This window comes from Georgenia sp. H159, from assembly GCF_035607575.1.
Classification (GTDB): Bacteria; Actinomycetota; Actinomycetes; order Actinomycetales; family Actinomycetaceae; genus Oceanitalea.
On the sequence record NZ_JAYDZY010000007.1, the window covers coordinates 120,709 to 146,746 of the forward strand.

General features: G+C 72.3%; 23 protein-coding genes. 15 read left to right on the forward strand and 8 right to left on the reverse strand.

Translation table 11 applies throughout. The features are described 5' to 3' along the window. Positions 1-6 precede the first annotated feature (6 nt). The 3 genes from VR894_RS11190 (at position 7) to VR894_RS11200 (ending at position 5,743) form a co-directional block, all read left to right on the forward strand. Positions 7-564: a dihydrofolate reductase family protein gene (locus tag VR894_RS11190; protein ID WP_324651585.1), complete on the forward strand. Its 558-nt coding sequence runs from the start codon at positions 7-9 to the stop codon at positions 562-564. 99 nt (positions 565-663) lie between these two features. Next, on the forward strand, positions 664-3,555 hold the full coding sequence (locus VR894_RS11195) for a hypothetical protein (RefSeq protein ID WP_324651586.1): 2,892 nt from the start codon (positions 664-666) through the stop codon (positions 3,553-3,555). 91 nt (positions 3,556-3,646) lie between these two features. Then, a complete protein-coding gene (locus VR894_RS11200) occupies positions 3,647-5,743 on the forward strand; it encodes a hypothetical protein (RefSeq protein ID WP_324651588.1) in 2,097 nt (698 codons plus the stop codon). A gap of 131 nt (positions 5,744-5,874) precedes the next feature. Here VR894_RS11200 and VR894_RS11205 read toward each other — a convergent pair whose 3' ends face one another. Next, the gene (locus tag VR894_RS11205) at positions 5,875-7,305 is read right to left on the reverse strand and encodes an NAD(P)-binding protein (RefSeq protein WP_324651590.1); all 1,431 of its coding nucleotides are present in this window, start codon (positions 7,303-7,305) and stop codon (positions 5,875-5,877) included. Positions 7,306-7,427: 122 nt separating this feature from the next. Between VR894_RS11205 and VR894_RS11210 the strand changes: the two genes are divergently transcribed. Further along, positions 7,428-8,540: a helix-turn-helix transcriptional regulator gene (locus tag VR894_RS11210; RefSeq protein ID WP_324651592.1), complete on the forward strand. Its 1,113-nt coding sequence runs from the start codon at positions 7,428-7,430 to the stop codon at positions 8,538-8,540. On the opposite strand, the gene VR894_RS11215 is transcribed toward VR894_RS11210, so the two are convergent. After that, a complete protein-coding gene (locus VR894_RS11215; RefSeq protein WP_324651593.1) occupies positions 8,520-9,662 on the reverse strand; it encodes an NAD(P)/FAD-dependent oxidoreductase in 1,143 nt (380 codons plus the stop codon). The genes VR894_RS11210 and VR894_RS11215 overlap by 21 nt on opposite strands. A 159-nt stretch (positions 9,663-9,821) precedes the next feature. Here VR894_RS11215 and VR894_RS11220 point away from each other — a divergent pair, with 159 nt between their 5' ends. From VR894_RS11220 to VR894_RS11230, 3 genes are all read left to right on the forward strand, one after another. Continuing rightward, positions 9,822-10,289, forward strand: coding sequence for a GNAT family N-acetyltransferase (locus tag VR894_RS11220; RefSeq protein WP_324651594.1), 468 nt, complete (start codon positions 9,822-9,824; stop codon positions 10,287-10,289). A 150-nt stretch (positions 10,290-10,439) separates the two neighbouring features. Continuing rightward, complete coding sequence (locus VR894_RS11225) at positions 10,440-11,561, forward strand: OmpA family protein (protein ID WP_324651595.1); 1,122 nt, start codon at positions 10,440-10,442, stop codon at positions 11,559-11,561. After that, the gene (locus VR894_RS11230; protein ID WP_324651597.1) at positions 11,558-12,229 is read left to right on the forward strand and encodes a hypothetical protein; all 672 of its coding nucleotides are present in this window, start codon (positions 11,558-11,560) and stop codon (positions 12,227-12,229) included. The genes VR894_RS11225 and VR894_RS11230 overlap by 4 nt, the downstream gene beginning before the upstream one ends. A gap of 75 nt (positions 12,230-12,304) precedes the next feature. On the opposite strand, the gene VR894_RS11235 is transcribed toward VR894_RS11230, so the two are convergent. Both VR894_RS11235 and VR894_RS11240 read right to left on the reverse strand, forming a co-directional pair. Next, positions 12,305-12,715, reverse strand: a complete 411-nt coding sequence (locus VR894_RS11235; RefSeq protein WP_324651599.1) for a type II toxin-antitoxin system VapC family toxin — start codon at positions 12,713-12,715, stop codon at positions 12,305-12,307. Beyond that, on the reverse strand, positions 12,712-12,957 hold the full coding sequence (locus VR894_RS11240; RefSeq protein WP_324651601.1) for an AbrB/MazE/SpoVT family DNA-binding domain-containing protein: 246 nt from the start codon (positions 12,955-12,957) through the stop codon (positions 12,712-12,714). Before VR894_RS11240 ends, VR894_RS11235 begins: the two co-directional genes overlap by 4 nt. A gap of 261 nt (positions 12,958-13,218) precedes the next feature. Here VR894_RS11240 and VR894_RS11245 point away from each other — a divergent pair, with 261 nt between their 5' ends. The 4 genes from VR894_RS11245 (at position 13,219) to VR894_RS11260 (ending at position 19,028) form a co-directional block, all read left to right on the forward strand. Beyond that, positions 13,219-17,553 carry a S8 family serine peptidase gene (locus tag VR894_RS11245; protein ID WP_324651602.1) on the forward strand — a complete coding sequence of 1,445 codons (4,335 nt, stop codon included), beginning with the start codon at positions 13,219-13,221 and terminating at the stop codon, positions 17,551-17,553. A gap of 131 nt (positions 17,554-17,684) precedes the next feature. After that, positions 17,685-17,927, forward strand: coding sequence for a type II toxin-antitoxin system prevent-host-death family antitoxin (locus VR894_RS11250; RefSeq protein WP_324651604.1), 243 nt, complete (start codon positions 17,685-17,687; stop codon positions 17,925-17,927). After that, positions 17,924-18,313, forward strand: a complete 390-nt coding sequence (locus VR894_RS11255; protein WP_324651606.1) for a type II toxin-antitoxin system VapC family toxin — start codon at positions 17,924-17,926, stop codon at positions 18,311-18,313. The genes VR894_RS11250 and VR894_RS11255 overlap by 4 nt, the downstream gene beginning before the upstream one ends. A 28-nt stretch (positions 18,314-18,341) precedes the next feature. After that, positions 18,342-19,028 (forward strand): hypothetical protein, encoded by a 687-nt coding sequence (locus tag VR894_RS11260; protein WP_324651608.1) that lies wholly within the window; start codon positions 18,342-18,344, stop codon positions 19,026-19,028. Positions 19,029-19,183: 155 nt separating this feature from the next. Here the strand turns inward: VR894_RS11260 and VR894_RS11265 are convergent, their stop codons facing one another. Beyond that, positions 19,184-19,759, reverse strand: a complete 576-nt coding sequence (locus VR894_RS11265; protein WP_324651609.1) for a helix-turn-helix domain-containing protein — start codon at positions 19,757-19,759, stop codon at positions 19,184-19,186. 151 nt (positions 19,760-19,910) lie between these two features. Here VR894_RS11265 and VR894_RS11270 point away from each other — a divergent pair, with 151 nt between their 5' ends. From VR894_RS11270 to VR894_RS11285, 4 genes are all read left to right on the forward strand, one after another. Continuing rightward, positions 19,911-21,344 carry an MFS transporter gene (locus VR894_RS11270; protein WP_324651611.1) on the forward strand — a complete coding sequence of 478 codons (1,434 nt, stop codon included), beginning with the start codon at positions 19,911-19,913 and terminating at the stop codon, positions 21,342-21,344. Between the two features lie 35 nt (positions 21,345-21,379). Next, positions 21,380-22,381, forward strand: a complete 1,002-nt coding sequence (locus VR894_RS11275) for an NAD(P)H-binding protein (RefSeq protein ID WP_324651613.1) — start codon at positions 21,380-21,382, stop codon at positions 22,379-22,381. A 200-nt stretch (positions 22,382-22,581) separates the two neighbouring features. Next, positions 22,582-23,673 (forward strand): endonuclease NucS domain-containing protein, encoded by a 1,092-nt coding sequence (locus VR894_RS11280; RefSeq protein ID WP_324651615.1) that lies wholly within the window; start codon positions 22,582-22,584, stop codon positions 23,671-23,673. 175 nt (positions 23,674-23,848) lie between these two features. After that, complete coding sequence (locus VR894_RS11285; protein ID WP_324651617.1) at positions 23,849-24,211, forward strand: hypothetical protein; 363 nt, start codon at positions 23,849-23,851, stop codon at positions 24,209-24,211. Positions 24,212-24,265: 54 nt separating this feature from the next. Here VR894_RS11285 and VR894_RS11290 read toward each other — a convergent pair whose 3' ends face one another. The 3 genes from VR894_RS11290 to VR894_RS11300 form a co-directional block, all read right to left on the reverse strand. Continuing rightward, a complete protein-coding gene (locus tag VR894_RS11290) occupies positions 24,266-24,496 on the reverse strand; it encodes a hypothetical protein (protein ID WP_324651619.1) in 231 nt (76 codons plus the stop codon). A 76-nt stretch (positions 24,497-24,572) separates the two neighbouring features. Then, positions 24,573-25,064: a Gmad2 immunoglobulin-like domain-containing protein gene (locus VR894_RS11295; RefSeq protein ID WP_324651621.1), complete on the reverse strand. Its 492-nt coding sequence runs from the start codon at positions 25,062-25,064 to the stop codon at positions 24,573-24,575. A 186-nt stretch (positions 25,065-25,250) separates the two neighbouring features. Next, the gene (locus tag VR894_RS11300; protein WP_324651623.1) at positions 25,251-26,036 is read right to left on the reverse strand and encodes a hypothetical protein; all 786 of its coding nucleotides are present in this window, start codon (positions 26,034-26,036) and stop codon (positions 25,251-25,253) included. Between the last annotated feature and the right edge of the window lie 2 nt (positions 26,037-26,038).

The following is a 26,038-nucleotide window of genomic DNA, read 5'->3' on the forward strand; positions in this document are numbered from 1 at the left end:
ACACCCATGAGCTCACTGCTGTACGTCGTCAACTGCTCGCTCGACGGCTACGTCAACGACCCGGACGGCAACCACGACTGGGGAGCGCCCACTCCCGAGGTGTTCGCCTTCCTCAACGACGTCGAGGGCCGCGTGACCACCCAGCTCTACGGCCGGCGCACGTACGAGCTCATGACGGTGTGGGAGACCGACCCGGAGTTCGCCGACGCCAGCGGGCATGAGGGGGACTTCGCGAGGTGGTGGCAGGAGACCGAGAAGGTCGTCTACTCGACCACGTTGACGGACGTCGTCACCGAGCGGACGCGGCTCGAGCGCAGCTTTGACCCTGAAGCGGTGCGCCGCGTCAAGGAGGAGTCGCCGGGCCCGCTCAGCGTCTTCGGCCCCACGCTGGCCGCCAGCGCCTTCGAGGTGGGTCTGGTCGACGAGGTGCACCTGTTCGTCAAGCCCCTCACCCTCGGCGGTGGGCTCCAGGCGTTCCCGCCCACTGCGCTGCGGCTTGACCTGCTGGACGAGCGGCGCTTCGGAGACGGGTCGCTGTACCTGCGGTACGCCGTCGAGAGCTGACGTCGCCCGCAAACCCTGGCTCGCGAGGGCACCGCCTCGCTATTGTCACCCCACAGAGCCAGCGCTGGCGCCGGCACCTGCGGATGTGGGGAGGCCGAGATGGAGCTCGACCTTCCCCGGGCGTGGTTCCGCCTCCGCTTCCGGATCCGGCATGACGGCATCGTCGCGGTCGGCTGGCAGGACGACGTCGGGAACCGTGCCCGACCACCGCTGCTGAGCGAGCACCCCAGTGGCTGGCAGGTCGACGCGTTCCCGAGCCCAGGGGGCGCCGATCCGGTGACGTTCCTCGTCCCCGAGGGGACGGGTGCTGCGCTGGCCGCCGTCGTCGACCGGCTCGAGGGGCAGCGCGCCGGGGCGCAACTCCCCGCCGCCGTCCCCGTGCTCGTGGACGCACCGCCCGAGCTGGCGCTGCTGCCGTGGGAGCGCGTCGTCCGCTGGTTCCTGCGCGCCGCGCCGCCCGCCGTCGCCGCTCGCGTGGTGGTCGTCCTCGAGCGGGCGGAACAGCCGGAGCCGGCCCCCTTCACCCTTCCGCTCCGGATCCTCACCGTGGGCGACACCGGGTCCGAGGCCCTCGCGCATTTGCGGCAGGGGCACAACAGCTGGTTGAGGAACGAGGACGAGCTCGCGGCCGCAGCGACGTGGTGCGACTCGGTCAGGGAGACCGTCGAGCACCTGGCCACCACCCGCACCGACCTGCTCATCGTCGACGCGCGCACCGCCACCAGGCTACGCCGGGCGCGACCGCCCACCGCGGTCCTCCTCACGGTCGTCCTGGGGACCGGGTACGGCGGCCCCACCGAGGGCCTGGGCCTCCACCTGCCGTGGTCGCGCAACGTCCTGCACCTCACCCAGGCCTACCCCGGCCCCCCGTACGCCGTCGTCGACGAGCTCCTCGTGGCGCTCAGCCACGACCTCCCCCTCCACGACGCGGTACGCGAGGCACTGATGGCCACGGACCGCCCCCCGGAGCAGGGACGGCTCTCGGGATCCGCGACGTCCCTGCACGACCTTCGCCTCATCGCGGTGTGGGAGGAGATCGAGCGCGAGACCGCCCGGCTGCGCGGGACGCTGGGGTCCGCCACGATCCGATCCTTCGAGGCAGTCGCGCCGGAGGCCGTCCACAGGTGGTCGGCGCGAACGGCCCTGCACTCCTGGACCACCGAGGCCGCCGCCACGGGCCGTCTGCTGCCCGACCTGGGCAGCGTCGGCCTCGCCTTCACCTACGAACGCGAGGGTCTCCTCCCGCTCAGCGACGCCCAGGCCCACCTGGAGCTGGCGCGTGACCTCGTCCACGACCTCGCCGCCACGGCGCCGCCGGACCCGGAGCAGGTGGTGGCGGTGCCACGGGTGGTCAACCTGGGGCTGCGCCGCAGCAGCACGGGGGTCTCGGCCGCGGGCTCGTTCGTCTACGCGGACAGCGGGACGGTGCTCGCCGTCGGGCGCCGGTACACCCTGGACGTGCAGATCGGCGCCCCGTGGCCGCAGACCCTGGTGACCGGGCCGACCGAGCCGGTCGACCACCTCCTGCCGGACCCTCGCGCCGTTAACGAGCTGAGCGTCTCCGTCTTCTCCGACACCGTCGTCGTCGACGGGCCGCGGACGCAGCCCCTGCCGCTGCCGGCCACCGGCGCGTCGCCGCTCGTCTCGTTCCCGCTCCGGGCCACCGGGACGGGAGACGCGTGGCTGCGGCTGAGCGTCTACCACCGGGACAACCTGCTGCAGACCTTCCGTCTGCGAGCGCGGGTCGCGCAGGAGGAGGGCAGGACGGAGCTGCCGCTGCTCGCCGCGACGCTGGAGCACAGCGGCACCCGAGCGTGGCAGGACGTCACCGAACACGGGCCGCGCGCGGCGTCGCTGACGATCAACGACACCGGCAGCGGGCACCGGATCTTCCTCAAGCGGGACCAGGTGTCGGCAATGGCCCCGGTGAGCGATCAGGCCGCCGACGACGCCGCGCGCGAGATCCGCGCCGTCCTCACCAGGGTCGTCGACCGCACGGTGGACCCCGGGCAGTCGGTGCGCGAGCTCGCCGCGTGGGGGTCCGAGCTGTACTGGGCGGTGTTCAACCAGCTCGACGAGGAGGCCAAGGCGGCGCTCACCAGCGTCTCGCGGGAGGTCGACCTACCCGTCCAGGTGGTCCGGGCCCATCTCAACGCCGCCGTTCCCTGGGCGCTGGTCTACGACTGGGACCTGCCCGAGGATTGGCCCGACGGCTCGCCTCCCGACACATGCCTCGGCACCGATGCTCAGGGCGGTCGGTGCGGCCACGGCCCGGACAGCGGCGTCATCTGCGTCCGTGGCTTCTGGGGCCTGCGGCACCAGCTCGAGGAACTCCTCTCCGACCCCGCGGGGAGCCACCCGCCTCCGATCGACGTGACCGCCGGGGGCGCCGTCCTCGCGCTCGGCGTGGACGACGACAACACCACGGGGCTCGCCAGCGACCTCGAGCAGCTCCTGCTGCCCGGGAAGGTCCGCCGGCTCGGGGTCGCCGACCGGTTCCTCACCGAGGTGTTCGCGCCGCAGCACCCCGGGGTCGTCGTCGTGCTCGGGCACTTCGAGCGCACCACCCCGGCGGCGGGACCTGCCGTGGACAGCATCGCCCTGGGCACCGCCGAGCGTCTGCTCAGCCCCAAGCCGCTGTCCCAGTCGGCACGCCGGGCGGGCGGCTGGCGGGCGCCTCGCCCACTCGTGCTGCTGCTGGCCTGCGGCTCGACGGCGGTGCAGGCCCGCACGCTCACGAGCTTCCTCGGTGCCTTCACCGGGGCCGCGGCCGCCGCCATCGTGGGCACGGAGTGCGACGTCTACACCGACCAGGCACGCGAGTTCACCGCCGCACTGCTCCGCGCGCTGCGCGGCGACGGCTCACCGACCGGCCCGGTCACCTACGCGGCCGCCGTCCAGCGGGCCCGCAACGAGCTCGTCACCCGGAGGGGGGACGTCAGTGGACTGGTCTTCGACGCGTTCGGCCCGGCCGAGCTCACCTTCGCCTGAGCCACGAGCGGCGCGGGCGCGCCGGGCGAGGTGGCTGCTCGCCATAGTCGTCGCCCTGGTCGCCCTGCTGGGCGCAACCGCCGTCGGCGACGTGCTCGTCGCGGTCCAGGGGACGACGACGGCGACCCTCCCGCCCCGCTCGGACGGCTCGACGAGCTTCCCTGTGGTGACCGCCGACGACGTCGCTGCCGAGGACCTGAGCGCGACGGTCGTCCGGGTGCGGCAGGGTTCGACCGAGGTGGCCCCGGACGGGGCGGTCGCCGTCCGCTGGGTGCCGGCGCTGCCCGCGGTCGCGCTCGACCTCACGGACGACGGGCTGGCCCGGGCGGCGGAGTACGAGGTGGTCGTCGCCCTCACGCACACCGACGGCCGGCGCCAGCTGCTCACCTTCACCCTCACCCGTGCCGACGGCGAGCTCGCCGTCCCCACGACGACGGAGCTGACGGTGACACGCGGCGTGAGTGTCCTCGGCACCCAGGTCCTCGAGCAGAAGGTCGACGGACCGACGCGGCTGCCCGCGGTGGTCGGGGCCGACACGCGGCTGACCGAGCTCCGCGCGCGGCAGCTGGAGGCCGGGGACCCGGTCGTCCAGCTGGGGGTGGGACCGGACGTGCTGCCCGCGGGGCCCGGCACCGAGCTCGACCTGTCCGTGACGGTGGACGCCGCCGCGGGCAAGGTGGGCGAGGTGACCCGCACGGTGGAGCTCGTCTCCCCGCAGCTCACCGACCCGACGACGGTGACGATCACCGTCCTCACCCGTCGGCACCCGGTGTTCCTCGGTGCCGCGCTCGTGCTGGGGGCACTCCTGGGGACGCTGGTGCGGGTGCTGCTCCCGCGGTGGACGGCGGCGCTCGCCACCCAGCGTGCGCGCGCCGACCTCCTGCTCCAGCTCGATGCGCTCCGGGCGGCCTCGGAGGACACCACGTTCCGCGAGGACATCACCGCGATCCGCGTCGCTCTCGCGGCCGCGAGGGGACGCAGCCGGATCGACACGGCAGTCGCGGCCGCCGCGAGGGACGCACAGCTCAGGGTCACCGCCCTCGACGAGGCGCTCCGCGGGCACAGCGCCACGCTGGCCGCACTCCGATCCGCCGCCCGCCGCCGTCCGGCTCTTCCCGCGGAGCTCGAGCAGCCGCTGGCCCGCCTCAGCGCGGCCCTGGACGTCGCGGGAACGAGCCTCGAGCGCAGGGACGCCACCTCCGCCGGAGAGCACCTGAGGTCGAGCGCCGAGGAGGCCGGCCGCCTGCTCGACGCCGCGAGCACGTGGACCGCGGACGTCCGCAGCGCCCTCGCCGACGCCACCACCGCCGTCGGACAGCCGACCGCCGATGGCGCCGGCGCACTGCGCGCCCGCCTGGACGGGCTCGCCGGCCGGCTGCCGCCCGAGTCCGCCGAGGCTTCCCCTCCGACGGAGCCGGACGCCGTCGCGACTCAGCTCGACGCCGTCCTCACCGCGCTCGACCGCGCCGGAGGCTACGCGGCGCTCAACCTCCCGGTCGCGGTGACGCGGCTCGCCGACGACGTCCGAGACGCCGCGGACACCCTCGAGTCGGTGGAGCCCGCGGTCGCGACGACCCTCCGGACGGCGGCCGACCGGTTCTCCGACTCGCTCCCCCCGGTGGGACGCGACCTCCGCCGCCACCTCGACGACCTCACCGAACGGTTCTCCACGCTGCGTGACGTGCTGGTGGACGAGCTGGGCCGGGGCCTGCCCACCGACCGGCGCGACCCGGTCACGGCCGCGGTCTCCCGCGGGGAGGTCGTAACCGCGGCACTGCTCCGGGCGCAGGCCCTCGCCACCCCGACGACGACGCGGCTCGGGACAGCAGCGTCCACCGGCCCGGTCACCGCCGGGACCGTCGCGGTGCCGACGGAGCAGGAGCCGGCGGAGACACCGCCAGTGCTCGCGCAGGCGCCGGTGACCTTCGGGGCACTCATCAGGACCCTGCCACGGCGCACCCTCATCGGGGCCGCCGGGATGCTCCTGGGCCTGACCCACGTGGTGCTGGCGCTGGTGCTCGTGCTCCTCACCGGGTACGCCCTGTTCCTGCCCGACTGGCAGGGTCACTACGCCGACCTCTTCCAGGCCTTCACCTGGGCGTTCGCGGTGGACCTCACCATCACCGGTCTACGGGCGCTGGTCACCGTCGGCAAGGACGGGACGGCACCGGCCGCGCAGGCCGCTTGACCTCGCGCAGGCCAGCGGGGTGCGCACAGCGAGTGGCGCCAGGCCCGGCTAGATCGGCTTGCTCTCCGTGACGTCCCAGCCGGTCTCCACCGGGTCCCCCGGTGTGCCGTCGGCCCGATGCGGGCGGTACCTCATACGGATCTGCCCGAACTTGAGCGAGACCTGGTCGACGACGAGGGCGACGTCGGCGCCATGCCCGCCAGCTCGGCCATCCGGTCGAGGCCCGGCCGGATGGACGTGCGCAACCGGTCACGCGCGGTGCCGTACGCGGTGAGGTCCGTCGCGTCGTCGGGAGCGCGGACGGGGTTGAGGGCGGTGGCGTCCGCCCATGCCCGGAGGTCGGGGTCGCTCGTGAACGCGGCGCTGGCCCGGGAGCCGAGCACCTGCATGACCATCCAGTCGGCCGGGGTGTCGGAGAGCGGGCTCGGTGGGCAGAGCCGGTTCTTCTCCTCGTCCGTCCCGACAGTTGCCTCGACGAGCCCCGCGAGCGCGGCACCGAAGCACGGGAACCCGGCGCGGATCGGCTGGAGGGTGATCGTCCCGTGGCCCCAGATCGGGACGAGCGGCGGGTACGTGAGCCCCGGCGCGGCGCAGTGGACGACGAGCGCGTCGTCGGCGATCCGCACCGCACCGGACGCGAAGAGCAGCCGTCCCCGCTCCACGGCGCGCACGTGGCCGAGGCGCACGACGTTCTCGATGCTGCGCAGGAGGTCGAGCTCCCACCGGGCGAGGGTCGGGGTCTTGGCCATGGTCGGTGTCAGGGACCGGTCGATGCGCAGGACGACGCCGCGCTCCTCCAGGTCGAGGAACAGGTCATCGGCGGAGCCGGCCGTGCTCGCGGACTCCATGATGTCCGCCGCCGCCCCGAGGAAGACCGCCGGGTCCGGCTGGATGACCGCGCGGTTGAGCATCCACGGCTCCCGGGGGCGTACCCAGCAGATCGCGTCGGGGTCCACGCCCTGGCCCAGCAGCCACACGCACGCGTCGGTGGCCGTCTTGCCGGCGCCGACGACGACGTACTGGGAGGGTGCGTCGTCGACCCTGGCCAGGTCGTTGACCGGGACGACCCGGGCGTGGTCGTCGACGGCGAAGGGTGGCGGGGTCTCGGCCGGGATCTCGGGGGCCAGGTAGGCGGCGTCGACGACGCGCGGAGAGCCACTCACGTCGTACCGCTCCCCCGAGACCCGGGACACGAACCGGCCCTCCCCCAGCCACTCGCAGCCGGGGAAGAAGGACACCTTCCCGGAGGCGAGCAACCGGTCGGCCATCACCCGACCGAAGTAGGCGCAGATCTCCGGCGCCGTGGCCCGCTCGTGCAGTCCGCGCTCCGGGCCGCGCACCTGGACCCTGCCGTCGCCGAGCAGCGTGGACGCGACGCCGTAGAACGCCGAGGCCTGGTGCAGGCGGACGAACGGGTAGGCCTCGAGCCAGTGCCCGCCGGGCGCGTGACGGCGGTCGACGACGGCCACCCGCACGTCGGCGTGGTCGACGAGCGCGTCGGCGAAGGCCATCCCTGCAGCACCCGCACCGACGACGACGTAGTCGGCCTCGATCGTGCCCACGGACGAAGACTCCTCGCGTTGATGAGCAGGGTCAATGGCCGGGGCGACGTCGGACGAGGCGATCGGGCGCGATGCCACCGGCGACCGAGGGCGGCTCGACACCGCTCCGGCCACGGAGGACGATGAGGACCATGGCGGGAGCGCGCAGCTCGGCCGACCGCCGGCTCGTCGAGCGGGTGGTGGGCGTGTGCGCGCGGGCGCAGGAGCCGTTGCGGCTGTTCGAGCGGGTCGCCGCCGTCGTCCGTCTGCGGATCCCGTACGCGGTGGCCGGCTGGCTGCTCGTGGACCCCGACACCCAGCTGCTCAGCGGCGTCTACAACCAGGGCGTCACCCGCGAGCAGCACCTCCAGGCCATCACGCTGGAGCTGACGGAGGACGACGTCAACAAGTTCTACGAGCTCGCCCGCCGCCCCGTGCCCGCCGCCGCGCTGAGCGCCACGACCGACGGCGACCTCCGCCGCAGCATCCGGTGGGCACGCCTCTACGAGCCGCTCGGCCTGGGTGACGAGCTCCGTGCCGCCTTCCGCAGCGGAGACACGGTCTGGGGGTACGTCTGCCTCAGCCGTCGTCGGGACGACCCGTCATTCAGCGTCACCGAGGTGGACCTCGTCGCGCGGCTCTGTCCGCACATCGGCAACGGCCTGCGCACCTGTCTGCTGCTCGGGGAGGTGGACCACGAAGGCGACCACTCCCCCGCCCTCGTCGTGCTCGACGACGACGGCGCCGTGCAGTCCGCCACGCCCCAGGCCGAGCACTGGCTCGGCGACCTCGAGGACGAGGCGCTCGCCACGACGATCGTGGTCCACGAGGTCGCCGGTCGTGCCCGCGCGCTCGCCGACGGCTCGGTCACCGGGCCGCCCGCGGTGGCTCGCACGCGGGCACTGACCGGCGAGTGGGTCACGGTCCGGGGAGCCCGGCTCGACGACGCGGGCGGGCGCACCGCCGTCGTGCTCGAGCCCGCCCACCGGGCCGAGATAGCGCCGCTGCTCGTGCGGCTGCACGGGCTGACCAGCCGCGAGCGGGAGGTCACCCAGCTGCTGCTCCGCGGGCTGCCCACGCGCGAGATCGCAGCGACGCTGTGGATCACGCCCGAGACGCTGCGGGGCCACGTCAAGGCGATCATGGGCAAGCTCGGCGTGAGCAGCCGGCCCGAGATCGCCGCCATGCTCAGCGGCGAGCCGGTGGTGCTGACGTCCGTCGACGACCCCGCCGCGTCAACCCGCGCGGGCCGGTGACACGACGTCGGCGGCGATCTCCCGGGACACCCGGCGGGCGATGCTCGAGACGTACCCGGTGATCCCGGGGCGGAAGACGTAGCCGACGAAGCGCAGGCCGGGGGTGGCCTCGCTGCCGGTCCGGTCCCGTGGCATCCCGGTCTCGTCGAGGACGCCGAGGTGTCCGACGAGGTCCGTGAGCCCGGTGGTGTACCCCGTGGCGAGGATGACGGCGTCGGCAGTGGTGCGGGAACCGTCGGCGTGGATCGCGCCGTCGGCGTCCAGGGAGCTGACCGCGGCGACGCACTCGATGCGGCCGCCGCGGATCGCCGTCAGGACCTCCTTGTCGATGATCGCCGCACCGGTACCGTCGGCCTTCAGCCGGCTGAAGGCGCCCTCCGTGGCGGTGGGCAGACCGTGGGCGCTGAGGTCCCCGACCGTGGCCCGTTGCATTCCGCGCAGCATCGTGTCGACCATCCGCGTCGGCAGGTGGAGGAACAGCGGCACCGGGAGGTCCGCCGGGAGTCCCCCGGTGGTGCGCAGCAGCAGCGCGGGCGGGCGTCGGATCGCGAGCCGCACGCGCCGGGCACCACCGACGCTGAGCTGGTGGGCGATCTCCATCCCGGTCGAGCCCGCGCCGACGACGAGGACGTCCTGCCCCACGAACGGCGCGGCGTTGCGGTAGTCGGCGGCGTGGAGCAGCCGGCCGGCGAACGGCGAGCCCGTCGCCCACCCGGGCAGCTTCGGGGAGTGGTAGATGCCGGTGGCGACGACGACGTGGCGACAGCCGCGCTCACCGGCGGTGGTGCTCACGAGCCAGCCCTCGTCGTCCTGGTCGAGTCGGGTGACCGTGACGCCGAGCTCCACCGCCACGTGGTGCCGGGTGGCGTAGTCCTCGAGGTAGGACACGTACTGGTCACGGGTGGGGAACATCCCGAACTCGCGCGGGAACGGTGCGCCGCGCAGTGCCGAGGCCCGGCGGCTCGTGTTGAACCGCAGCCCGTCGTAGCGCCCCGCCCACACGGCCCCGACGCGTGGGCCGCGTTCCAGGACGGTGGTGGGAATTCCGAGCTCGGTGAGTGCGGCAGCCGTCGCGAGCCCGGACGGCCCGCTGCCGACGACGACGACCTCTGCGTGTGTCATGACGACCTCCCGTCAGTTCCCGGCCCGGAGGAGGCCGGCGCTGCCAGGTTCTCGCTCCGGCGTGGGCGGCACTACCCCCCGGATGGGGGGTCTGGCTGCCCGCAGCGCAGCACGCCCGCGCGAAACCTGCCCGAAACGAGGGCGTCGTACGGTCCTCCGGTGCTGATCGAACCCGGTGACCTGGACGCGACGGACGTCGCGGCGCTGCTCCGCGAGCACCTCGACGACATGTACGCCACCTCGCCGTCGGAGAGTGTCCACGCGCTGAGCGACGAGGGGCTCCGGCACCCGGACGTCACCTTCTTCACGGCGCGCACCGACGACGGCGCCCTGCTCGGCTGCGGCGCGATCAGGCAGCTCGGCGACGGAGCCGCCGAGCTGAAGACCATGCGCACCGTCGCGGCGGCGCGCGGGCGCGGCGTCGGTTCCGCGATGCTGGCGCACGTGCTCGGCGTCGCACGCGATCGCGGCTGCACGAGCGTGCACCTCGAGACCGGCTCGATGGACTACTTCGCCGCCGCCCGTCGGCTCTACGCCCGCCACGGCTTCATCGAGACCGGCCCCTTCGGCGACTACGCGTCAGATGCCCTGAGCACCTTCATGGTGCTGCGACTCAACGCCCCGTGACGTGCGGGGAGGCGTCCTCGACAAGGGCGTCCCGCCGCGGCCGGACGGAGGCCCGCGCGCGCGGCTGTCGGAGCATCGCGCCGGACCCCGCTGGTAGCCTCGCCACGTCGGCCCAGGCCGGCTTCGTTGCCCTCAAGACGCGGAGTTTCCATGGCAAAGGTGTGGGCCGCACTGGCGGTCGTCGCGACGCTCCTGCTGTCGACGTCGTCGGCCGCACAGACCGACACCAGCGACACCGAGCCGCTCACGGACACGCCACTTCCGGTGGTCGGTGCCGTGGCCGCGCAGTCGGCGTGGGGCGGGAAGCTGAGCCGGTTCGACGAGGTGCTGCACGGGGTGTGGCGGACCGACGGCGGCACGATCGCCTACTGGTCGGTGCGGCACCGGCCGAGCGAGGGCGACGAGAGCAGCCTGACGAGTACGGCGCACAAGCTGCGCGGCGGATCCGCGAACCTCACCACACCTCCGGGCTTCACCGAGACGTCGCTCGCGGCGCGCGAGACCGGCGAGCTCTACCCGGTCCTGCTCGACGAGACCACCGAGACCTGCCTGTGCACCAACGTCACGGAGATGGGGCTCAACGACGGGGTAGCCGAGGAGGTCTCCGACGGCTGGCAGCTCGTGTACGCCGTGTTCCCGGAGCTGCCGGCCGAGGTCACCTCGGTGGACGTGCACGTGGACGGGTTCGGCGCGATCCTGCCCGACGTCCCGGTGCAGGACGGTCCGCTCCCGACGCCGCAGGTCTCGGCCGACCACTGGGTCGCCTCCGGTCAGGGCTGGCCGGCGCCGCCGTCCGCCGAGGAGATCGCCCGCGCTGCCGAGGCCCGCACGCTGGGGGCGGTGTGGGTGCTCGCGGAGCGCTCCGGTTCCGCCGACGGCTCGTGGGCGCAGCGTGAGTCCGGGGACGTGCGCGAGATCGACCTGGCGGCCGACGTCCTGTTCGCACCCAACGAGTACGCCATCGACGACGACGCCGGCGCCGTCCTCGACGACGTCGCGGCGCAGATCGAGGGAGCTCAGGTGACGCGCGCGGCGATCGTCGGCCACACCGACGGGGACGGCACCGAGGAGCACAACGAGACGCTGTCGGAGAACCGCGCGCGGTCGGTGGAGAGCGCGCTCGCCGAGCGGCTGCCCGAGGTCGCGTTCAGCGTGGAGGGCCGGGGCTGGCACGAGCCGATCGCCTCCAACCAGACCGACGAGGGCAAGGCCCTCAACCGGCGCGTGACGATCACCCTCGAGGGCGTCGCCGACGCGGAGGTGGGCTCATGAGGACCGGCACCCGCACCGCCGCGCGAGTCGCCGCCATGGCCGTTGTCGCGCTCCTGGCGGTCTCCGCGTGCACCAGCACCGAGGAGACCGACGCCGCTCCGTCGCCGACCGCCACCGAGTCGGCGTCGCCCGAGCCGACGACCGAGCCGGCCGCCCCCACCCCGATCATCCCGGACGAGGTGGTGGCCGACCTGGACGCAGCGGTCGCCGCCGAGGCCGAGCCGATCGCTTCCACGTCGGCCCAGACCGAGGGACTGCCCGACGGTGCGACGCTCGACGTGCTGCAGCTCGACCGCACCGACGGTGGCGGATACCTCCTGCGCGTGCGCTTGGGCTGGGCCGAGCCCGTGTCCCTCTCCCCTGCGGAGCACCGCTCGCTGTCCCTCGACGGCGACGCCACCATGGTCGACGGCATTCGCCTGGTGGACGACGCGGCCGAACGGTTCACGCTGCCGACCGTCTACGCCCCGCGCGATGAGGAGCAGATCGACGGCACCGAACGCTTCCGGTGCCTGTGTACCGACCTCGTGTCCCAGGTACCCGCCGGTGGTCAGCTCCTCAGCGCCGTCTTCGGCCCCCTCGGTGACGGTGCGCAACCGGAGGCGCTGACGGTCGAGGTGCCGGGCTTCGAGCCGCTCCCCGACGTGCCGGTCGGCCGCACGGCCTGAGGGCGACGCAGCGTGCCCTGCTGCGAGCCGACCTCGGCTCGTGGCGGACGTCCACCGGCGCCGCCCGTCCCGGCTCTACAGCACCGTGTACTCCATACCCACCACGTCGTAGGTCGTCCGCGCTCGCCGGTCGCGCGTGAGGAGACGAAGGCCGTGGTGGCGCGCGGTGGCCGCCACCAGCGCGTCGTACAGCGCGCCGCCCCCGATGCGCGCTCGCCCGAGGTCGGCCACGAGCCCACGATGGACGTCAGCGGGAAGGACGAGGGCCGCCATCGGCAGTCGGGCCACGACGTCGGCGGCGCTCTCGGCTGAGACCCGAAGGGGCGCTGGAAGACGGGTGAGGACGCTGTAGCACTCGAGCAGGACGTGGGCCGGGACATGCTGTACCTCGCCGAGGACAGCATGCCGCGCGGCGAGGTGGTTCTCGTGCCAGGAGAGCGGGACGGGCACCAGGACACTCGTGTCACAGGTGAGTCCCCCGGTCACCTGCGGGTGGCCTCGAGAACGGCGCGCACCCGCTCGTCGGTCAGCTGCTCCAGCCGGTCCCGCGGACGCAGGCGCGGCAGACCGTCCTCGACCTCGGTCACGACGTCCGCCGGCGCCGGCTCGATCTCGATCCGCCCATCGGTGCAGACCACGTCGATTGCCCTCCCAGCGGCGAGCCCCATCGCGTCACGTACGGCCTTGGGGACGACGATCCGACCGGCCGCGTCGATGGCCGTCCTCATGCCACGAATCTACCGCCCGCACTACCATCGCGTTCGTACCCAGCGGTTCGAGTGACGATCCGCCCGACCCTCCGCGTGAAACCTCGCCGAACCGAGGGCTTCGTACCCCAGACTGCGCGCGCGCTGCGCGGGCGGCCCGGGTCGCGATCGGATCACGACGCGGCCGAATCCGCCGGTGGCCGTTGACCGGACCACGCCGACCCACTACACATGGCTCACTCGGGTAAACCGGGGTGACGTCTCCCAAGGGTGGGTGGGCCCGTGTCCGCACTGCGACCTCGGCTTCTTGTACTCGTCTCCACGTGCGCGCTCGCGCTGGGCCTGACCCCAGCGGCGAGCGCCACTCCCTCCGACGGCGTGGGCGCCCGTGAGCCCGGCGCCGGCCTCGAGGCCGCGGAGGTCTCCGGCTCCACGGCCGTCCCGCGGGGAACCCCCAAGGGCACGGTCATGCGCCTCGGTTCGGCGCCGACCGCCGAGCGGTACATCGTCCAGCTCACCGACCCCGCGGTCGCCGCCTACTCCGGTGGCATCGAGCGGCTGCGGGCTACCCGGCCCGGGGCGGGGAACCGACTCGACGCCACCGCCGCGCCGGTGCGCGAGTACGTCGCCCACCTCGACGCCGAGCAGGACGACCTCCGCGACCGGATCGCCGACGAGGTCGGCCACGCGCCGTCCGTCGACTTCACCTACGCCTACGCGCTCAACGGCATCGCGGTCCGTCTGACGGCCGACGAGGCCGCAGCCGTCGCGCGGCTCCCCGAGGTGACCTCCGTCGTCGTCGACGCCCGGCGGGAGCTCCACACCGACAACGGCCCCACGTGGATCGGTGCGCCGGCCCTCTGGGACGGGACCGCCACCGGGGTCGAGGGCACGAGGGGCGAGGGGATCCTCGCGGGCATCATCGACTCCGGCATCAACCCGTCCAACCCCTCCTTCGCGGACACCGTCCCCGTGGCCGACGGCGGCGACGGGTACGACCACACGAACCCGCTGGGCACCGGGGTGCACCTCGGCATCTGCGACCCGGCCAGCACCGACCAGTACGACGAGCGGTTCGCCTGCAACGACAAGCTCATCGGCGCCTGGGACTTCGCCGGGGACGGCCCGTTCGACACGGACGGGCACGGCAGCCACACCGCCAGCACGGTCGCGGGCAACCAGGTCGACGCGGTCGTCAACGGCCCGTCGGGCATCAGCCAGACCCGGACGATCTCGGGCGTCGCCCCGCACGCGAACCTCATCGCCTACGACGTCTGCGACGTCGACGGCTGCGCCACCGCTGCCATCTCCGCGGCCATCGACCAGGCGATCGCCGACGGCGTCGACGTCATCAACTACTCGATCGGCTCGTCCGCACCCTCCGCCGCCTGGGCGGACCCGGACGCCGTCGGCTTCCTCGCCGCTCGCGCGGCCGGCATCTTCGTCGCCACCTCCGCCGGCAACGACGGCCCGGGGTCGGAGACGCTCGGCTCGGTCGGTGACGTCCCGTGGCTCACCACCGCTGCGGCGTCGACGCACGACCGCACCTTCCCGAACACGGTCACCGACCTCACCCGGGAGGACGGCGTCGGGCTCGCCGACATCGAGGGCCTGGGCTTCACCACCGGACACGGCCCCGCTCCGATCGTCTACGGCGGGGACTACGGCGACCCGCTGTGCCAGGCGGAGAACTTCCCGGAGGGCACCTTCGACGGCGAGATCGTCGTCTGCGACCGCGGGATCACCGGCCGGGTCGAGAAGGGCCAGGTCGTCTCCGACGCGGGCGCCGGGGGCATGGTCCTCGCCAACGACGAGGCGAGCGGGGACTCGCTCACCGGGGACGCCCACGTGCTGCCCGCCGTCCACATCACCTACGACGACGGCGTGGCGCTGAAGGCCTGGCTCGCCGACGGGACCGGCCACACCGGCACCATCACCGGCGCCACCCTGTCCGAGGACCCGGCGGACGGGGACGCCACGGCGGACTTCTCCAGCCGCGGCCCGAACCGCGCGATGGACATCATCTCCCCGAGCGTCACCGCACCCGGAGTCGACATCCTCGCCGCCTACGGCGCCTCGACCACCGAGGCCGAGGTCTCCCCGGAGTGGACCTTCGTCTCCGGGACCTCGATGGCGAGCCCGCACGTGGCCGGAGCCGGCGCGCTGCTCCGGGTCCTCGAGCCGGAATGGACGCCGGCCGAGATGCAGTCGGCGCTCATGACGACCGCGACGACGGCCGTGACGAAGGAGGACGGCGTCACCCCGGCCGACCCCTTCGACATGGGATCCGGCCGTATCGACCTCGCGGCCGCGGCGAACGCCGGCTTCGTGCTCGACGAGACGCTCGCCAACTATCAGGCCGCCGACCCGCAGCTCGGTGGCGACCCCGCCGCGCTGAACCTGGCGAGCATGGCCAACAGCCAGTGCCTCCAGCACTGCACGTGGACCCGCACGCTCACCGGCGTCGCCGACGGCACCGTCGAGTGGACGGCGAGTGTGGAGTCGTCGCAGGACGTCACGCTCACCGTCGAGCCGGCGACCTTCGCCCTCGCCGACGGCGAGACCCAGGAGATCACCGTCACGGCCGACGTCCGCGGCGCGAGCACCGGCACCTGGCGGTTCGGCCGGGTGACCCTCACGCCGGCGGCCGAGGACGTCTCGACGGCCACCCTGCCGGTCGCCGCACGCCCCTCGACCGGTGTGCTGCCGGCCGAGGTCGTCATCGACACCAGGCGCGACGCCGGGTCGGAGCTCGTCGAGGGCCTGCGGGCCATCGAGATCACCGACCTGACCATCGACGTCGCGGGCCTGACGCCTGCAGAGACCCGGGAGCTCGCCCTCGTGCAGGACCCGACGAACACCGACCCGTACGACGCCCCGGAGGGCACGGCAGTCGTCCACGTCGAGGTTCCCGATGGTGCGAGCCGCCTCGTCGTGGAGGTCACCGACGCGACCTCCCCGGACGTCGACCTCTTCGTCGGGCAGGGAGACACTCCGAGCCTCGAGACCGAGGTCTGCATGAGCGCCTCGTCCGGGTCCGGCGAGAGCTGCGACATCGGCGCGCCCGAGGCGGGCACGTGGTGGGTGCTCGTGCAGAACTGGGAGTCCTCGGGCGAGGACGCGACCGACACCCTCACCCTGGGAACCGCCGTCGTCGCCGGTGATGCCGGGAACCTCAGGGCCGAGGGCCCGCAGACACAGCCGACCAACGAGCCGTTCGACTTGCGCGTGTTCTACGATGAGCCGGCGATGGAGGCCGGTCAGCGCTGGTTCGGTGCGCTCAGTCTTGGCTCCTCGGCGCAGTCTCCTGGGGACATCGGCATCGTCCCGGTGACCCTCAACCGGTTCGCCGACGACGTCGCCAAGACCGCCGACGTCGGGACGGCCGCACCGGGCGACACCGTGAGCTACGAGATCACCGTGCAGCCCAACGTCACCGACGAGGACCTGACCTACGCCATCACCGACGCCATCCCGGAGGGGATGACGTACGTCGAGGGTTCCGCCACGGAAGGAGCGACCGTCACGGACGGCGTCCTGTCGTGGGAGGGCATCGTGCCGACGTCCGTCGGCGTCCAGGGCGAGTACGTCATCACGCGCAGCGGCGCGGACCCGTTCTGCGCGAACCCGCTGGGCGGGACCGGGTATCTCGACCTCGCGGACCTCGGCTTCATGACCGACCCCGAGATCGTCGGGGACACGGTGGCCTACGGCGTCGGCGCGGGGGCGCCGTTCAGCTTCTACGGCGTGGACTACGACGAGATCTGGCTGACCGACGACGGGTTCGTCGTCTTCGACGCCGCGACGAACTACGACGGCGAACCCTGGGCGCCCCAGACCCTGCCCGACCCGCAGCCACCGAACAACGTGCTGGCCATGCTGTGGCAGGACATGGAGATCGTCCACGACGAGGCGACGAACAGGGGCGTCACCATCGTCGAGGCGGGCGGCACCGAGGCCGGCAGCGCGCTCGTCATCGAGTACGACGACGTCCAGCTGTACGAGGTCCCGGGGAGCACGTACGACGTGCAGCTCATCGCATTCCGCGGGCAGGACGACGCGGAGGGCAACTACGAGTTCTACGTCGCGTACGACAACATCATCGGGCCGGTCGACGGTCCGTTGACGGTCGGCACGGAGAACGTCGACGGCACGTCCGGCCAGGCGCTCGTCAACCACGACTCCGGCGAGGGCATCGTCGCGGACGGGAACGTCGTCTGCTTCGACTACACGGGTGCCTCGTTCGACCCCGTCACGATCCGGTACGAGGTGACGATCGACGACGAGGGCCTGAGCAACGGCGACGTCCTCACCAACGAGGCCACCCACGTCACCGACAACCCCGGCGCCCGGCCGGTGACCGTCGGAGTGGGCGTGACGATCGAGGGTGTCGTCGAGCAGCCCACTGAGGAGCCGACGGAGACGCCGACCGAGGAGCCAACGGCGGGACCCACCGACGAGCCCTCCGACGGCCCCACACCGTCCGGCCCCCCGAGCCGGCCCGGAGGCGGTCACCTTCCCAGCACCGGTGCGGACCTGGGTCTCCTCGCCGTCGTCGTGCTGCTCCTGCTGGGAGCCGGCGCTGGAGCGGTGCGGATGCGCCGGGTCACGGACTGACGCGGCGACGGGGCCCCGGTCGCGCCGCGACGGGACCGGGGCCCACGGGTGCTCGGTCCCCGAAGCGGGCCGACGAGCCGGGGGCGGCGTCGCACCTAGCCAGACTTAGCCAAGCCACCTACGCTGGGTCCATGGTCCAGATGAACGTGCACGAGGCGAAGAGCCAGCTCTCCCGCCTGATCGAAGCCGTGCTTGCCGGGGAGTCGGTGACGATCGCGCGAGCCGGCAGGCCGGTCGTCGACCTCGTCCCGCATCGCGGCCCTGAGGTGACCATCGGCGTGGACGGCTGGAGGCACTTCCGGGTCGACCCCGCTGTCTTCGACGGCCCGGACGACGAGGTGGCGGATCTGTTCTACGACGAGCCCACGCCGTGAGCGGCATCCTGCTCGACACGAACGCGCTGCTGTGGGTGCTGGCCGGCGATGAGGCCCTCGGACCTACGGCACGGGAGCGACTGGCGACATCAGGACCGGTGCACTTCTCGGCGGTGTCCGTTCTCGAGATCACGATCAAGGAGATGCTGGGTCGCCTCGAGGTCCCTGGTGACGTGTCCGCCGGTGCTCAGCGCGCTGGGCTCGTCGAGCTACCGTTCCGCGCCGGCCATGCGTCGGGTCTGACCGAGTTTTCCGCGCTCGCCAGGCATGACCCGTTCGACCGGATGCTGCTCTCCCAGGCGGCACGTGAGCACCTTCTCCTGCTCACCTCTGACCGGCTCCTTCTCGCCCTCGACATCGAGTGGGTGGTCGACGCGCGCGAGTGAGGACCGCTCGGCGTGAGAAGGTCCACTCGTGGGCAGCACCATGCGGGAGTCGGTCGCCGGACCGCACTGCGAGCCGCTGGCCGTCGGCCTCCTGAACGAGCCGGTAGCGGCGGTCACCAGCCTGGCCTTCGTCGTCGCCGGGGTGGTCATCGCGGTGCGCTACCTCCGTGACCCAGGGCTGACGCCTCTCCGCACTGCCGGCGACCGGATCGCACCGCTCGGCTACCCCACCCTCGTGGCCGGCATCGGCGTCGGGTCGTTCGTCCAGCACGGACCGAAGCCCGCGTACTCCGACCTCGTCCACGACCTCCCGCTGCTCGCCACCCTGGCCTTCGTCGCGGCCGACTCCCTGGCCGGGCTCACCCGTCGCCGTCGCGTGTGGCGGTGGTGGGCGGTGCCGACGATCGCCGCCGTGCCACTCATCGTCGCGGCACCACGTGCGGGGGACCTTGCCCAGGTGGCCGTCGCGGTGGTGGCCGTCGCCTCGACCGTGCTCCGCGCCCGCGCTCAGCCGGCGGCACGTCGGGCGATCGGCTGGGCGGTGGCACTGCTCGCCGTCGGCGGTCTCGTCGGGACGCTGTCGCGGGCCGGTGGGCCGCTGTGCCGGCCCGAGAGCCTGTGGCAAGGCCACGCCGCCTGGCACGTGCTCGCCGCCGGCGCCCTCGTGTTTCTCGCGCCTGTGGTCGAACACCGGCGCGGCACGGTGCCGGGATAGCAGGGCGGCGGGGCTCAGGCGCCCGCGAGATCAGGGTCGTGGAGGTGGTAGGCCGCCCGCGCGCCGCCGGCTCTATGCCCGCCACGGGTTCGTCGAGACCGACCACTTCGGCGACTATGCGTCAGGTCCTTTGAGCACGTTCATGGCGCTGCGACTCAGCGCTCCGCCGGACGCAGCCCCGCCTCGATGGCCGGTTCGGTGAGCTGGAGGTAGAGGCGGTCCACCTCCTGCGCCGGGTAGGGCTCCTCCCCCATGCGCCACCACCGCATGCCGAGCCCGATCATCGTGCTCACCGCAAACTCCACGAGCGCGTCGACCGGCACCCGGGTGGGGCCGTGAGGTGCCCGCGCGCGGAGCTGCTCGCCGACCAGCTCGGTGAGGAACTCGTGCAGTTGGCGGGCGAACGCGTCGGCGCCGCGACGGCCGGCCATCGCCTGCCACACCTCCTGAGACTCCCGGAAGTGCTCGAAGACCGCGAGCGACGGCGAGCCCTCAGACCCGGCCGGGACGAACGCGCTGCGAAGCGCCTCGAGCCCGTAGGCGAGGAGGTCGTCCTTGTCGCGGAAGTGCGCGTAGAAGGTCGACCGCCCGACGTCCGCACGGTCGATGATGTCTTGCACGGTGACGCGCGCGTACCCCTTCTCGAGGATGAGCTCGAGCAGTGCGCGGCGTAGCAGCTCCCTCGTGCGTCGGACCCGCCGGTCCACCTTCCCCGTTGCCAGCTGCGCCACCGCCTTTCGGGACAGGTCGCCGTCGATGTCCAGTACTGGACGCGCCCCTCGATCTGCCCCTTGCCCACAGCCCAGGGGCTCCCCCGAAACTTACCGCACAAGATCCGGAAACGAACAGATGTCCGGTGAAGCCAGATCGGGGAGAGAATCCATGGACACGACGATCCGCACCGCTCGCCGCACCTGGGCCGTGGTGGCGCTGCTGTGCACTGCGCAGGCGATGCTCATCCTCGACATCACGGTGGTGAACGTCGCGCTGCCCTCCATCGGGGAGGACCTGGGAATGCCGGTCGGCGACCTGCAATGGGTCGTCACGGCCTACACCCTGGCGTTCGGCGGGCTCATCATCCTCGGTGGGCGCGTGGGTGACGTGGTCGGCCGACGGCGGGCGCTCCTGGCCGGCCTCGTGCTGTTCAGCGCCGCCTCGCTGGCCGCGGCACTCGCCTCGAGCGCCGGGGTGCTCGTCGCCGCACGCGCCGGCCAGGGCGTCGGGGCGGCGCTCATCGCCCCGTCCGCGCTCGCCCTCGTCACGATGGTCGTGCCCGACGGCGGAGCTCGGCACCGCGCGCTCGCGGCCTGGGCGGCAGTGGCGGCGGGAGGCGGCGCCGTCGGCGTGCTGCTCGGTGGCGCCCTGACGGCGGCGTTCGGCTGGCGGGCGATCTTCGTCATCAACGTGCCGGTCGGGGTGACGCTCGCCGTCGGCGTGCTGCGGACGGTGCCGGCGCTGTCCGCGCTGACCAGGCGACGGTTCGACGTCGTCGGTGCACTGCTCGCCACCGGCAGCCTCGTCGCGCTGACCTACGGGCTGACCACGGCCGGAGCAACCGGGTGGAGCTCCATGCAGACCCGCACCCTGCTGGGCGTGGCCGCCGTGGGGCTCGCCGCATTCGTCGTGACGCAGCGGGTGGTGCGTGAGCCACTCGTCCCGTTGACCGTGTTTCGGCGACGGTCGCTGGTGGCCGCGCTGGTGCTCATGGTGCTGGGGATGGGGCCGGTATTCTCCGGCTTCTTCTTATCCTCGCTGTACCTCCAGCAGGTACTCGGGCACTCGGCGCTGCGCACGGGGGTGGAGTTCCTGCCGATCGCCGTCGCGATCGTGGCCGCCACGCACGCCGGTGGCCGTCTGGTGTCCCGGTTCGGCGTGCGGTCGGTCATCGCGACCGGGCTGACGGTCGGTGCGGTCGGCGCCGTCACGCTGAGCCAGCTCACGACGGAGAGCAGCTACCTCGTCGGCGTCATGCCCGGCTTCCTCCTGCTCGGCATCGGCGGCGGCACCGCCGCCGCGGGCGTGATGATCGCCGCGCTGTCCGGCGTCGACGACGAGCACGCCGGGATCGCCTCCGGCCTGGCCAACACCGCGCACGAGCTCGCCATCGCGCTCACCCTGCCCGTACTGGCGACCGTCGCTGCCCGGTCGAGCGGCTGGGCCTCGCTCGGGGCGGAGGTCGACATGGATGCGCTGACACGCGGCATCGCCGACGCGTTCCTCGCGGCGGCCCTCATCGCACTCGCCGGAGCTGGCGTGGCCGCTCTGCTGCTGCGACGCACCGACGTCGGCACGACGCCGCTCCACCCGGTCCACTGAGATGGGGCCACCGGCCCAGAACTGAAGGAGGAGCCATGAGAGTCGCCGTGCTGGGTGCCTACGGCGCCGTCGGCAGCCGCCTCGTTGCCACGGCCGCTGCACAGGGACACGAGGTCACCGCCGCGGGGCGCGACCCGGACCGACTCTCCCGTATCCGAGCCCACCACCATGTGACACTCGCGGCCGGGGATGCCGACGAGCTACGGCGGGTGGCGGAGAGCGAGGACGTCGTCGTCAACGCCACGGGGGTGGAGGATCCGGCCCTCGTGCTGACGACGACGGCCGCCGGGGCCGCGTTCATGGACATCAGCGCCGAGGGCGCGTACCTGGAGCGGCTTGCCCGGCTCCCCCACGCGTCGCGGCCCGTGGTGGCGGGCGTGGGGCTCGCCCCTGGCCTGACGAACCTGCTCGCCGCCGGCGTGACCGGCACCGGGCCGCTGCACATCGGCATCGTGGGAGGCGTCGGTGAACGGCACGGCGACGCCGGCCGCCGGTGGGTCTGGCAGACGGCCGGAAAGGTGGTCACGTCCGGCGGCACCCGGCAGCGCGTCTACCGGGCGGCGCGCCGGTTCCACCTGCCAAGGATGGGCCACCGCACCCTGCTCCGCGCCGCGTTCGGCGAGCAGGACCAGCTGGCCGCCGACCTCGCCCGGCCGGTGTCGACGTGGCTGGGGCTCGACCCGCCGTGGGCGACGTCGCTCCTTGCGCTTGCCGGCCTTGCCCCGCGAGTCGGGGCCTACCTCGACCGCCTCAGCGGTCCGATGACCGCGCGGCTGGGCCGCTACCAGCGTTGGCAGGTCGTGGTCGCGGACGAGACCGGCACGCTCGCGTGGGCGAGCGGCATCGAGGAGGTGCACGCCACCGCGGCTGTCGCCGCGCTGTCCCTCGAGCCTCTCCGGCGTGCTGAACCGGGGGTCTACGCCGCGCACCGCCTCCTCACCCTGGCCGAGGTCCGAGACGGTCTCCGCGAGGCGGGGATCGTCATCGCCACCCGAGCCGGCGGAGGACTGAGCGCGCCTAGTGTGACGCGTGAGTGATTACCGCTGCTCTGGCAAGCCGACTGCCTGCCCGAGCCGAGGACGACGGAGGGTGCGCGTGTCCGCCGTCGGGCGATGAGCTCCCGTGCCCGTCTGGGGTCGGAACGTAGGTCCTGTGACGCATGGCAGGTGGTCCGGCGCCACGCAATCCAGGTACCGAAACACCCCCTCACCACCGCCCTCTCAGGCATGCTCATGTCATGCCGGTCGAGATGGGGCTCTGGAGGATCGACGGTGCCGCTCCGCGCCGCCTCGGCACGTCGGTACTGCCGTCGGAGGCGAGCCTCGAGGACTACCTGGAGCGTGATCCCTCGCTGCTGGGTGAGCGGCTACTCATCATCGGCCGGCAGGTGCCGACGGCGTATGGGAAGTTCATCGATCTGCTCGCGATGGACAGCGAAGGCAACCTGCACATCTTGGAGCTCAAGCGCGATCGCACGCCCCGTGATGTCGTGGCGCAGCTATTGGACTACGGATCCTGGGTGTCAGCGCTGGACCGGGAGACGGTCCTCGAGCTCGCCAATGACCACCTGAGTGTTCCGTTCGAGACCGCGTTCGTCGAGACTTTCGGTGGGTCCCCGCCGGATGAACTCAATGCTGAGCTCGAGCTGACCATCGTGGCCACCGACCTGGACGCCAGTTCGGAACGTATCGTCACCTACCTGCGCGCGTTCGGTGTTCCCATCAATGCCGTCTTCTTCGCCTATCTCGAGGACGAGTCGCGTCGCTACCTCGCTCGCTCCTGGTTCATCCCCCCTGACGACGGAGGCGGCACGTCGTCGGCGCGAGGCCGAACGAGCAAGCGGGCCGACTGGAACGGCCTCGACTGGTTCGTCTCATTCGGCGATGACGACCTCGGTCGGTCCTGGGAAGACGGACGCCGCTATGGCTTCGTCTCTGCCGGCGGTGACCCGTGGTACTCCCGCACACTTCGTGGCCTCCCGGTGGGGGCGCGCGTCAACGTCCACATCCCCAAGCTGGGCTACGTTGCAGTCGGCGAGACTCTGGCGGAGGCCGAGCGTTTCGACTCGACGAATGTCCTCGTCGATGGCCAGTGGGTGCGGCTCGCGGACCAGGAGCTGGCGGGTCGCTACCGGCACGGCCACGCGGACGAGGCCGTCACCGACGACAACGCAGAGTACGCCGTCCCGGTTCGCTGGCTGGTCGCAACCCCAAAGTCGGAGGCGTACTGGGAGAAGGGCATGTTCGCCAACCAGAACAGCGCCTGCAAGCTTCGCCAGGAGTTCACGCTCGAGCGACTGGCCCACCACTTCCAGCTCGACGAGCACTGACAAACCTGTTGCGACCGAACTGCCCGTCACGAACGACCGCGACAGCGGCGCTGCCCGCGGAGACGCGATCCGGTGACGTGACGTGGCACGTTTCACCGCGAGGTACGGCCGCGCTGGCCAGTGCGGCCTCTGTGTGGGCGCCCGGTCGAATTGTTGATCCGCCGAGCACCACAGCATGATTACCAGCATGAGTTTGATGCTTCGCAAGGGCGAGAAGGTGCCGATAAAGGGTCGAACGATCACCGTGACGGACACGGCATTCGAGTGCCTTCCCCGGGTGCGCGATCGGCTGATCGAGGCGGCTCTTGCTCGCGAGACCATGACGTATGGCGAGCTCCGAAACGAGCTCGACCTGCCCTACCTCCCGCAGGGTATGGGCAGGCTCCTCGACCTCATCTCGGAGGACTGCTTCCGCCGCGGCGAACCCTCGTTGGCGAGCATCGTCGTCAACGCTGCGACCCTTGAGGTCGGTAACGACTTCGATGGTGATGCGCCATCCGAGCGAGACCTTGTGTTCAACCGTCGGAGATGGTCGTAGCACGAACGCAGGCGACGTCGGACCTTCACACCGGCGACATTGGTGGCACAGGAACTACTCTCCTCCACCGTCAACTCCTGCGTCCCAACCCGGAATCACCTTTCCGTGCATCGTCAACAAACGGGCGAACTGCCGGTACATCGTCGGGTGGTACCGCTTGGACGTCGGCTTGTTGTTGATAGTGGTGTGTAGGAAGTCCTTCGCGTCCGGGTCATCGCTCGACAGGTGAATGTCACCGTTGGCGTCCGCCCAGATCTGGACTCTCTCGAGCTCGACGTACTTCACGTTGGCTTTCGTACGCGCCATCGCGTCTCCTCACCCCGCAGGTACGGCAAGACTGCCATGTAGCGTCGCGTGGACGCTACGACCCCTGCGGCACCCGCACGATGTCACCGGTGTGGATGACGTCAGGGTCGGTGATGTCCGGGTTAGCGGTGACCAGCCGGTGGTAGAGGCTGCCGTCGCCGTAGTGCTGCTGAGCAATCCCCCACAGCGTGTCCCCCGCCTGCACCTCGTACTCCAGGTACGTGGTGTAGCCGGGCACGATCTGCGAGCCGAGGATGACGGGGACGATCACCTTCTCCTGCTCCGAGCCGTCCTTGGGCGACTCGTGGAAGACCTCCACCTGCAGCCGCTCCCGGGTGAACGCGGCGCCCGAGACGTCCACACTCACCTGGAACTGCCCGTGCCCACCGACGCCGTCACCGGCCATGAAGTGCCCGGTGACCTCGTCGTGCCCCTCGCTGATGCGGTAGAGGTACGTGGCCTCGAAGCCGCCGCCGGCCATTCCGGCGATCTGCACCTCGTCGCCGACGATGTCGTTCGGCCGCGGTTGCTGGACGTCGATGGTCATCTCGGATCCCCCTCGTTGGACATCACTCCCGTGCGAGCAGCGTGGCACACCGGTCAATACCCGGTCCGGGTCCGGCACGGCACAACGGCTCGAGCCCGCCCACGCTGGAAGGTGGCCACGCGCCGTCGTCGTCGTGGACGACGACGGCGCGACCGCCCCTGACCGTCCGTCCCGCGCGGGGCGGGGCTACTTGACCCCGAAGTCGAACGCTTCCTTGTGGAGGTCCCCGTACTTCTCCCGGAGGAAGTTGCCCGTGGTGGTCAGCTGCGCCGGGATCCGGTTGTGCCGGCTCCTGTGCAGGGCCTCGGCCTGCCCGGCGAGGAGCTGGAGCTGCTCGGTGAGCTCCTCGTTCGGGGTGCGTCCGTTGGGCTGGCGAGTGTCCACCATGTTCGGCGGAATCGCCAGGTAGCCGCGCAGGACCCCGGGCAGGTACTCACGCACCATGGCGTCCAGCTCGTACTCGAAGCGAGCGTCGCGGGACGGCTCACGACGCTCCGCCTCGACGACGGCGCCCAGCATCCGGTGCGTCCGCTCGAAGGTGACGTAGGCGTTCGAGGGGATCCGCATCCGGCTCTGCTTGCCGAGGGCGCCGACCCAGCCCAGCGCAGCAGCCCGCCCGTCCGCGCCCTCGAGCGCGGCCTCCGGCGGCGGCGACGTCGGGACGAGCTCGGTCGACTCGGCCCCGGTGAAGCGATGCCACCACCGGCGGCGCGCCGGGAGCCAGAGGTCGCGCAGGTGCCAGGCGCGCACACCCGAGGCGCCCATCGACGCCAGCGCGAGCAGACCGCCGACGCCAATGACATCGAGCGCGAAGATCCCCACCGTGAACCCGGCCGCGTAGAGGAGACCCTCAAGGATCACCCGTGCCCTCTCCTTTACCCCGCCGATGAGCAGCACGAGGTAGGCCAGCAGCGGCAGGAAGATGACAACGAGGCCGACCTTGACGACGTTGCCCAGTGTCAGTCGTGACATCG

Coding starts and splice junctions, on each gene's coding strand:
- VR894_RS11295 (WP_324651621.1), bottom strand. CDS start 25,064: ATGACCATCGACGTCCAGCAACCGCGGCCGAACGACATCGTCGGCGAC.
- VR894_RS11240 (WP_324651601.1), bottom strand. CDS start 12,957: ATGAGGACGGCCATCGACGCGGCCGGTCGGATCGTCGTCCCCAAGGCC.
- VR894_RS11195 (WP_324651586.1), top strand. CDS start 664: ATGGAGCTCGACCTTCCCCGGGCGTGGTTCCGCCTCCGCTTCCGGATC.
- VR894_RS11300 (WP_324651623.1), bottom strand. CDS start 26,036: ATGTCACGACTGACACTGGGCAACGTCGTCAAGGTCGGCCTCGTTGTC.
- VR894_RS11280 (WP_324651615.1), top strand. CDS start 22,582: ATGCCGGTCGAGATGGGGCTCTGGAGGATCGACGGTGCCGCTCCGCGC.
- VR894_RS11210 (WP_324651592.1), top strand. CDS start 7,428: ATGAGGACCATGGCGGGAGCGCGCAGCTCGGCCGACCGCCGGCTCGTC.
- VR894_RS11250 (WP_324651604.1), top strand. CDS start 17,685: ATGGTCCAGATGAACGTGCACGAGGCGAAGAGCCAGCTCTCCCGCCTG.
- VR894_RS11285 (WP_324651617.1), top strand. CDS start 23,849: ATGATTACCAGCATGAGTTTGATGCTTCGCAAGGGCGAGAAGGTGCCG.
- VR894_RS11230 (WP_324651597.1), top strand. CDS start 11,558: ATGAGGACCGGCACCCGCACCGCCGCGCGAGTCGCCGCCATGGCCGTT.
- VR894_RS11270 (WP_324651611.1), top strand. CDS start 19,911: ATGGACACGACGATCCGCACCGCTCGCCGCACCTGGGCCGTGGTGGCG.
- VR894_RS11275 (WP_324651613.1), top strand. CDS start 21,380: ATGAGAGTCGCCGTGCTGGGTGCCTACGGCGCCGTCGGCAGCCGCCTC.
- VR894_RS11225 (WP_324651595.1), top strand. CDS start 10,440: ATGGCAAAGGTGTGGGCCGCACTGGCGGTCGTCGCGACGCTCCTGCTG.
- VR894_RS11215 (WP_324651593.1), bottom strand. CDS start 9,662: ATGACACACGCAGAGGTCGTCGTCGTCGGCAGCGGGCCGTCCGGGCTC.
- VR894_RS11190 (WP_324651585.1), top strand. CDS start 7: ATGAGCTCACTGCTGTACGTCGTCAACTGCTCGCTCGACGGCTACGTC.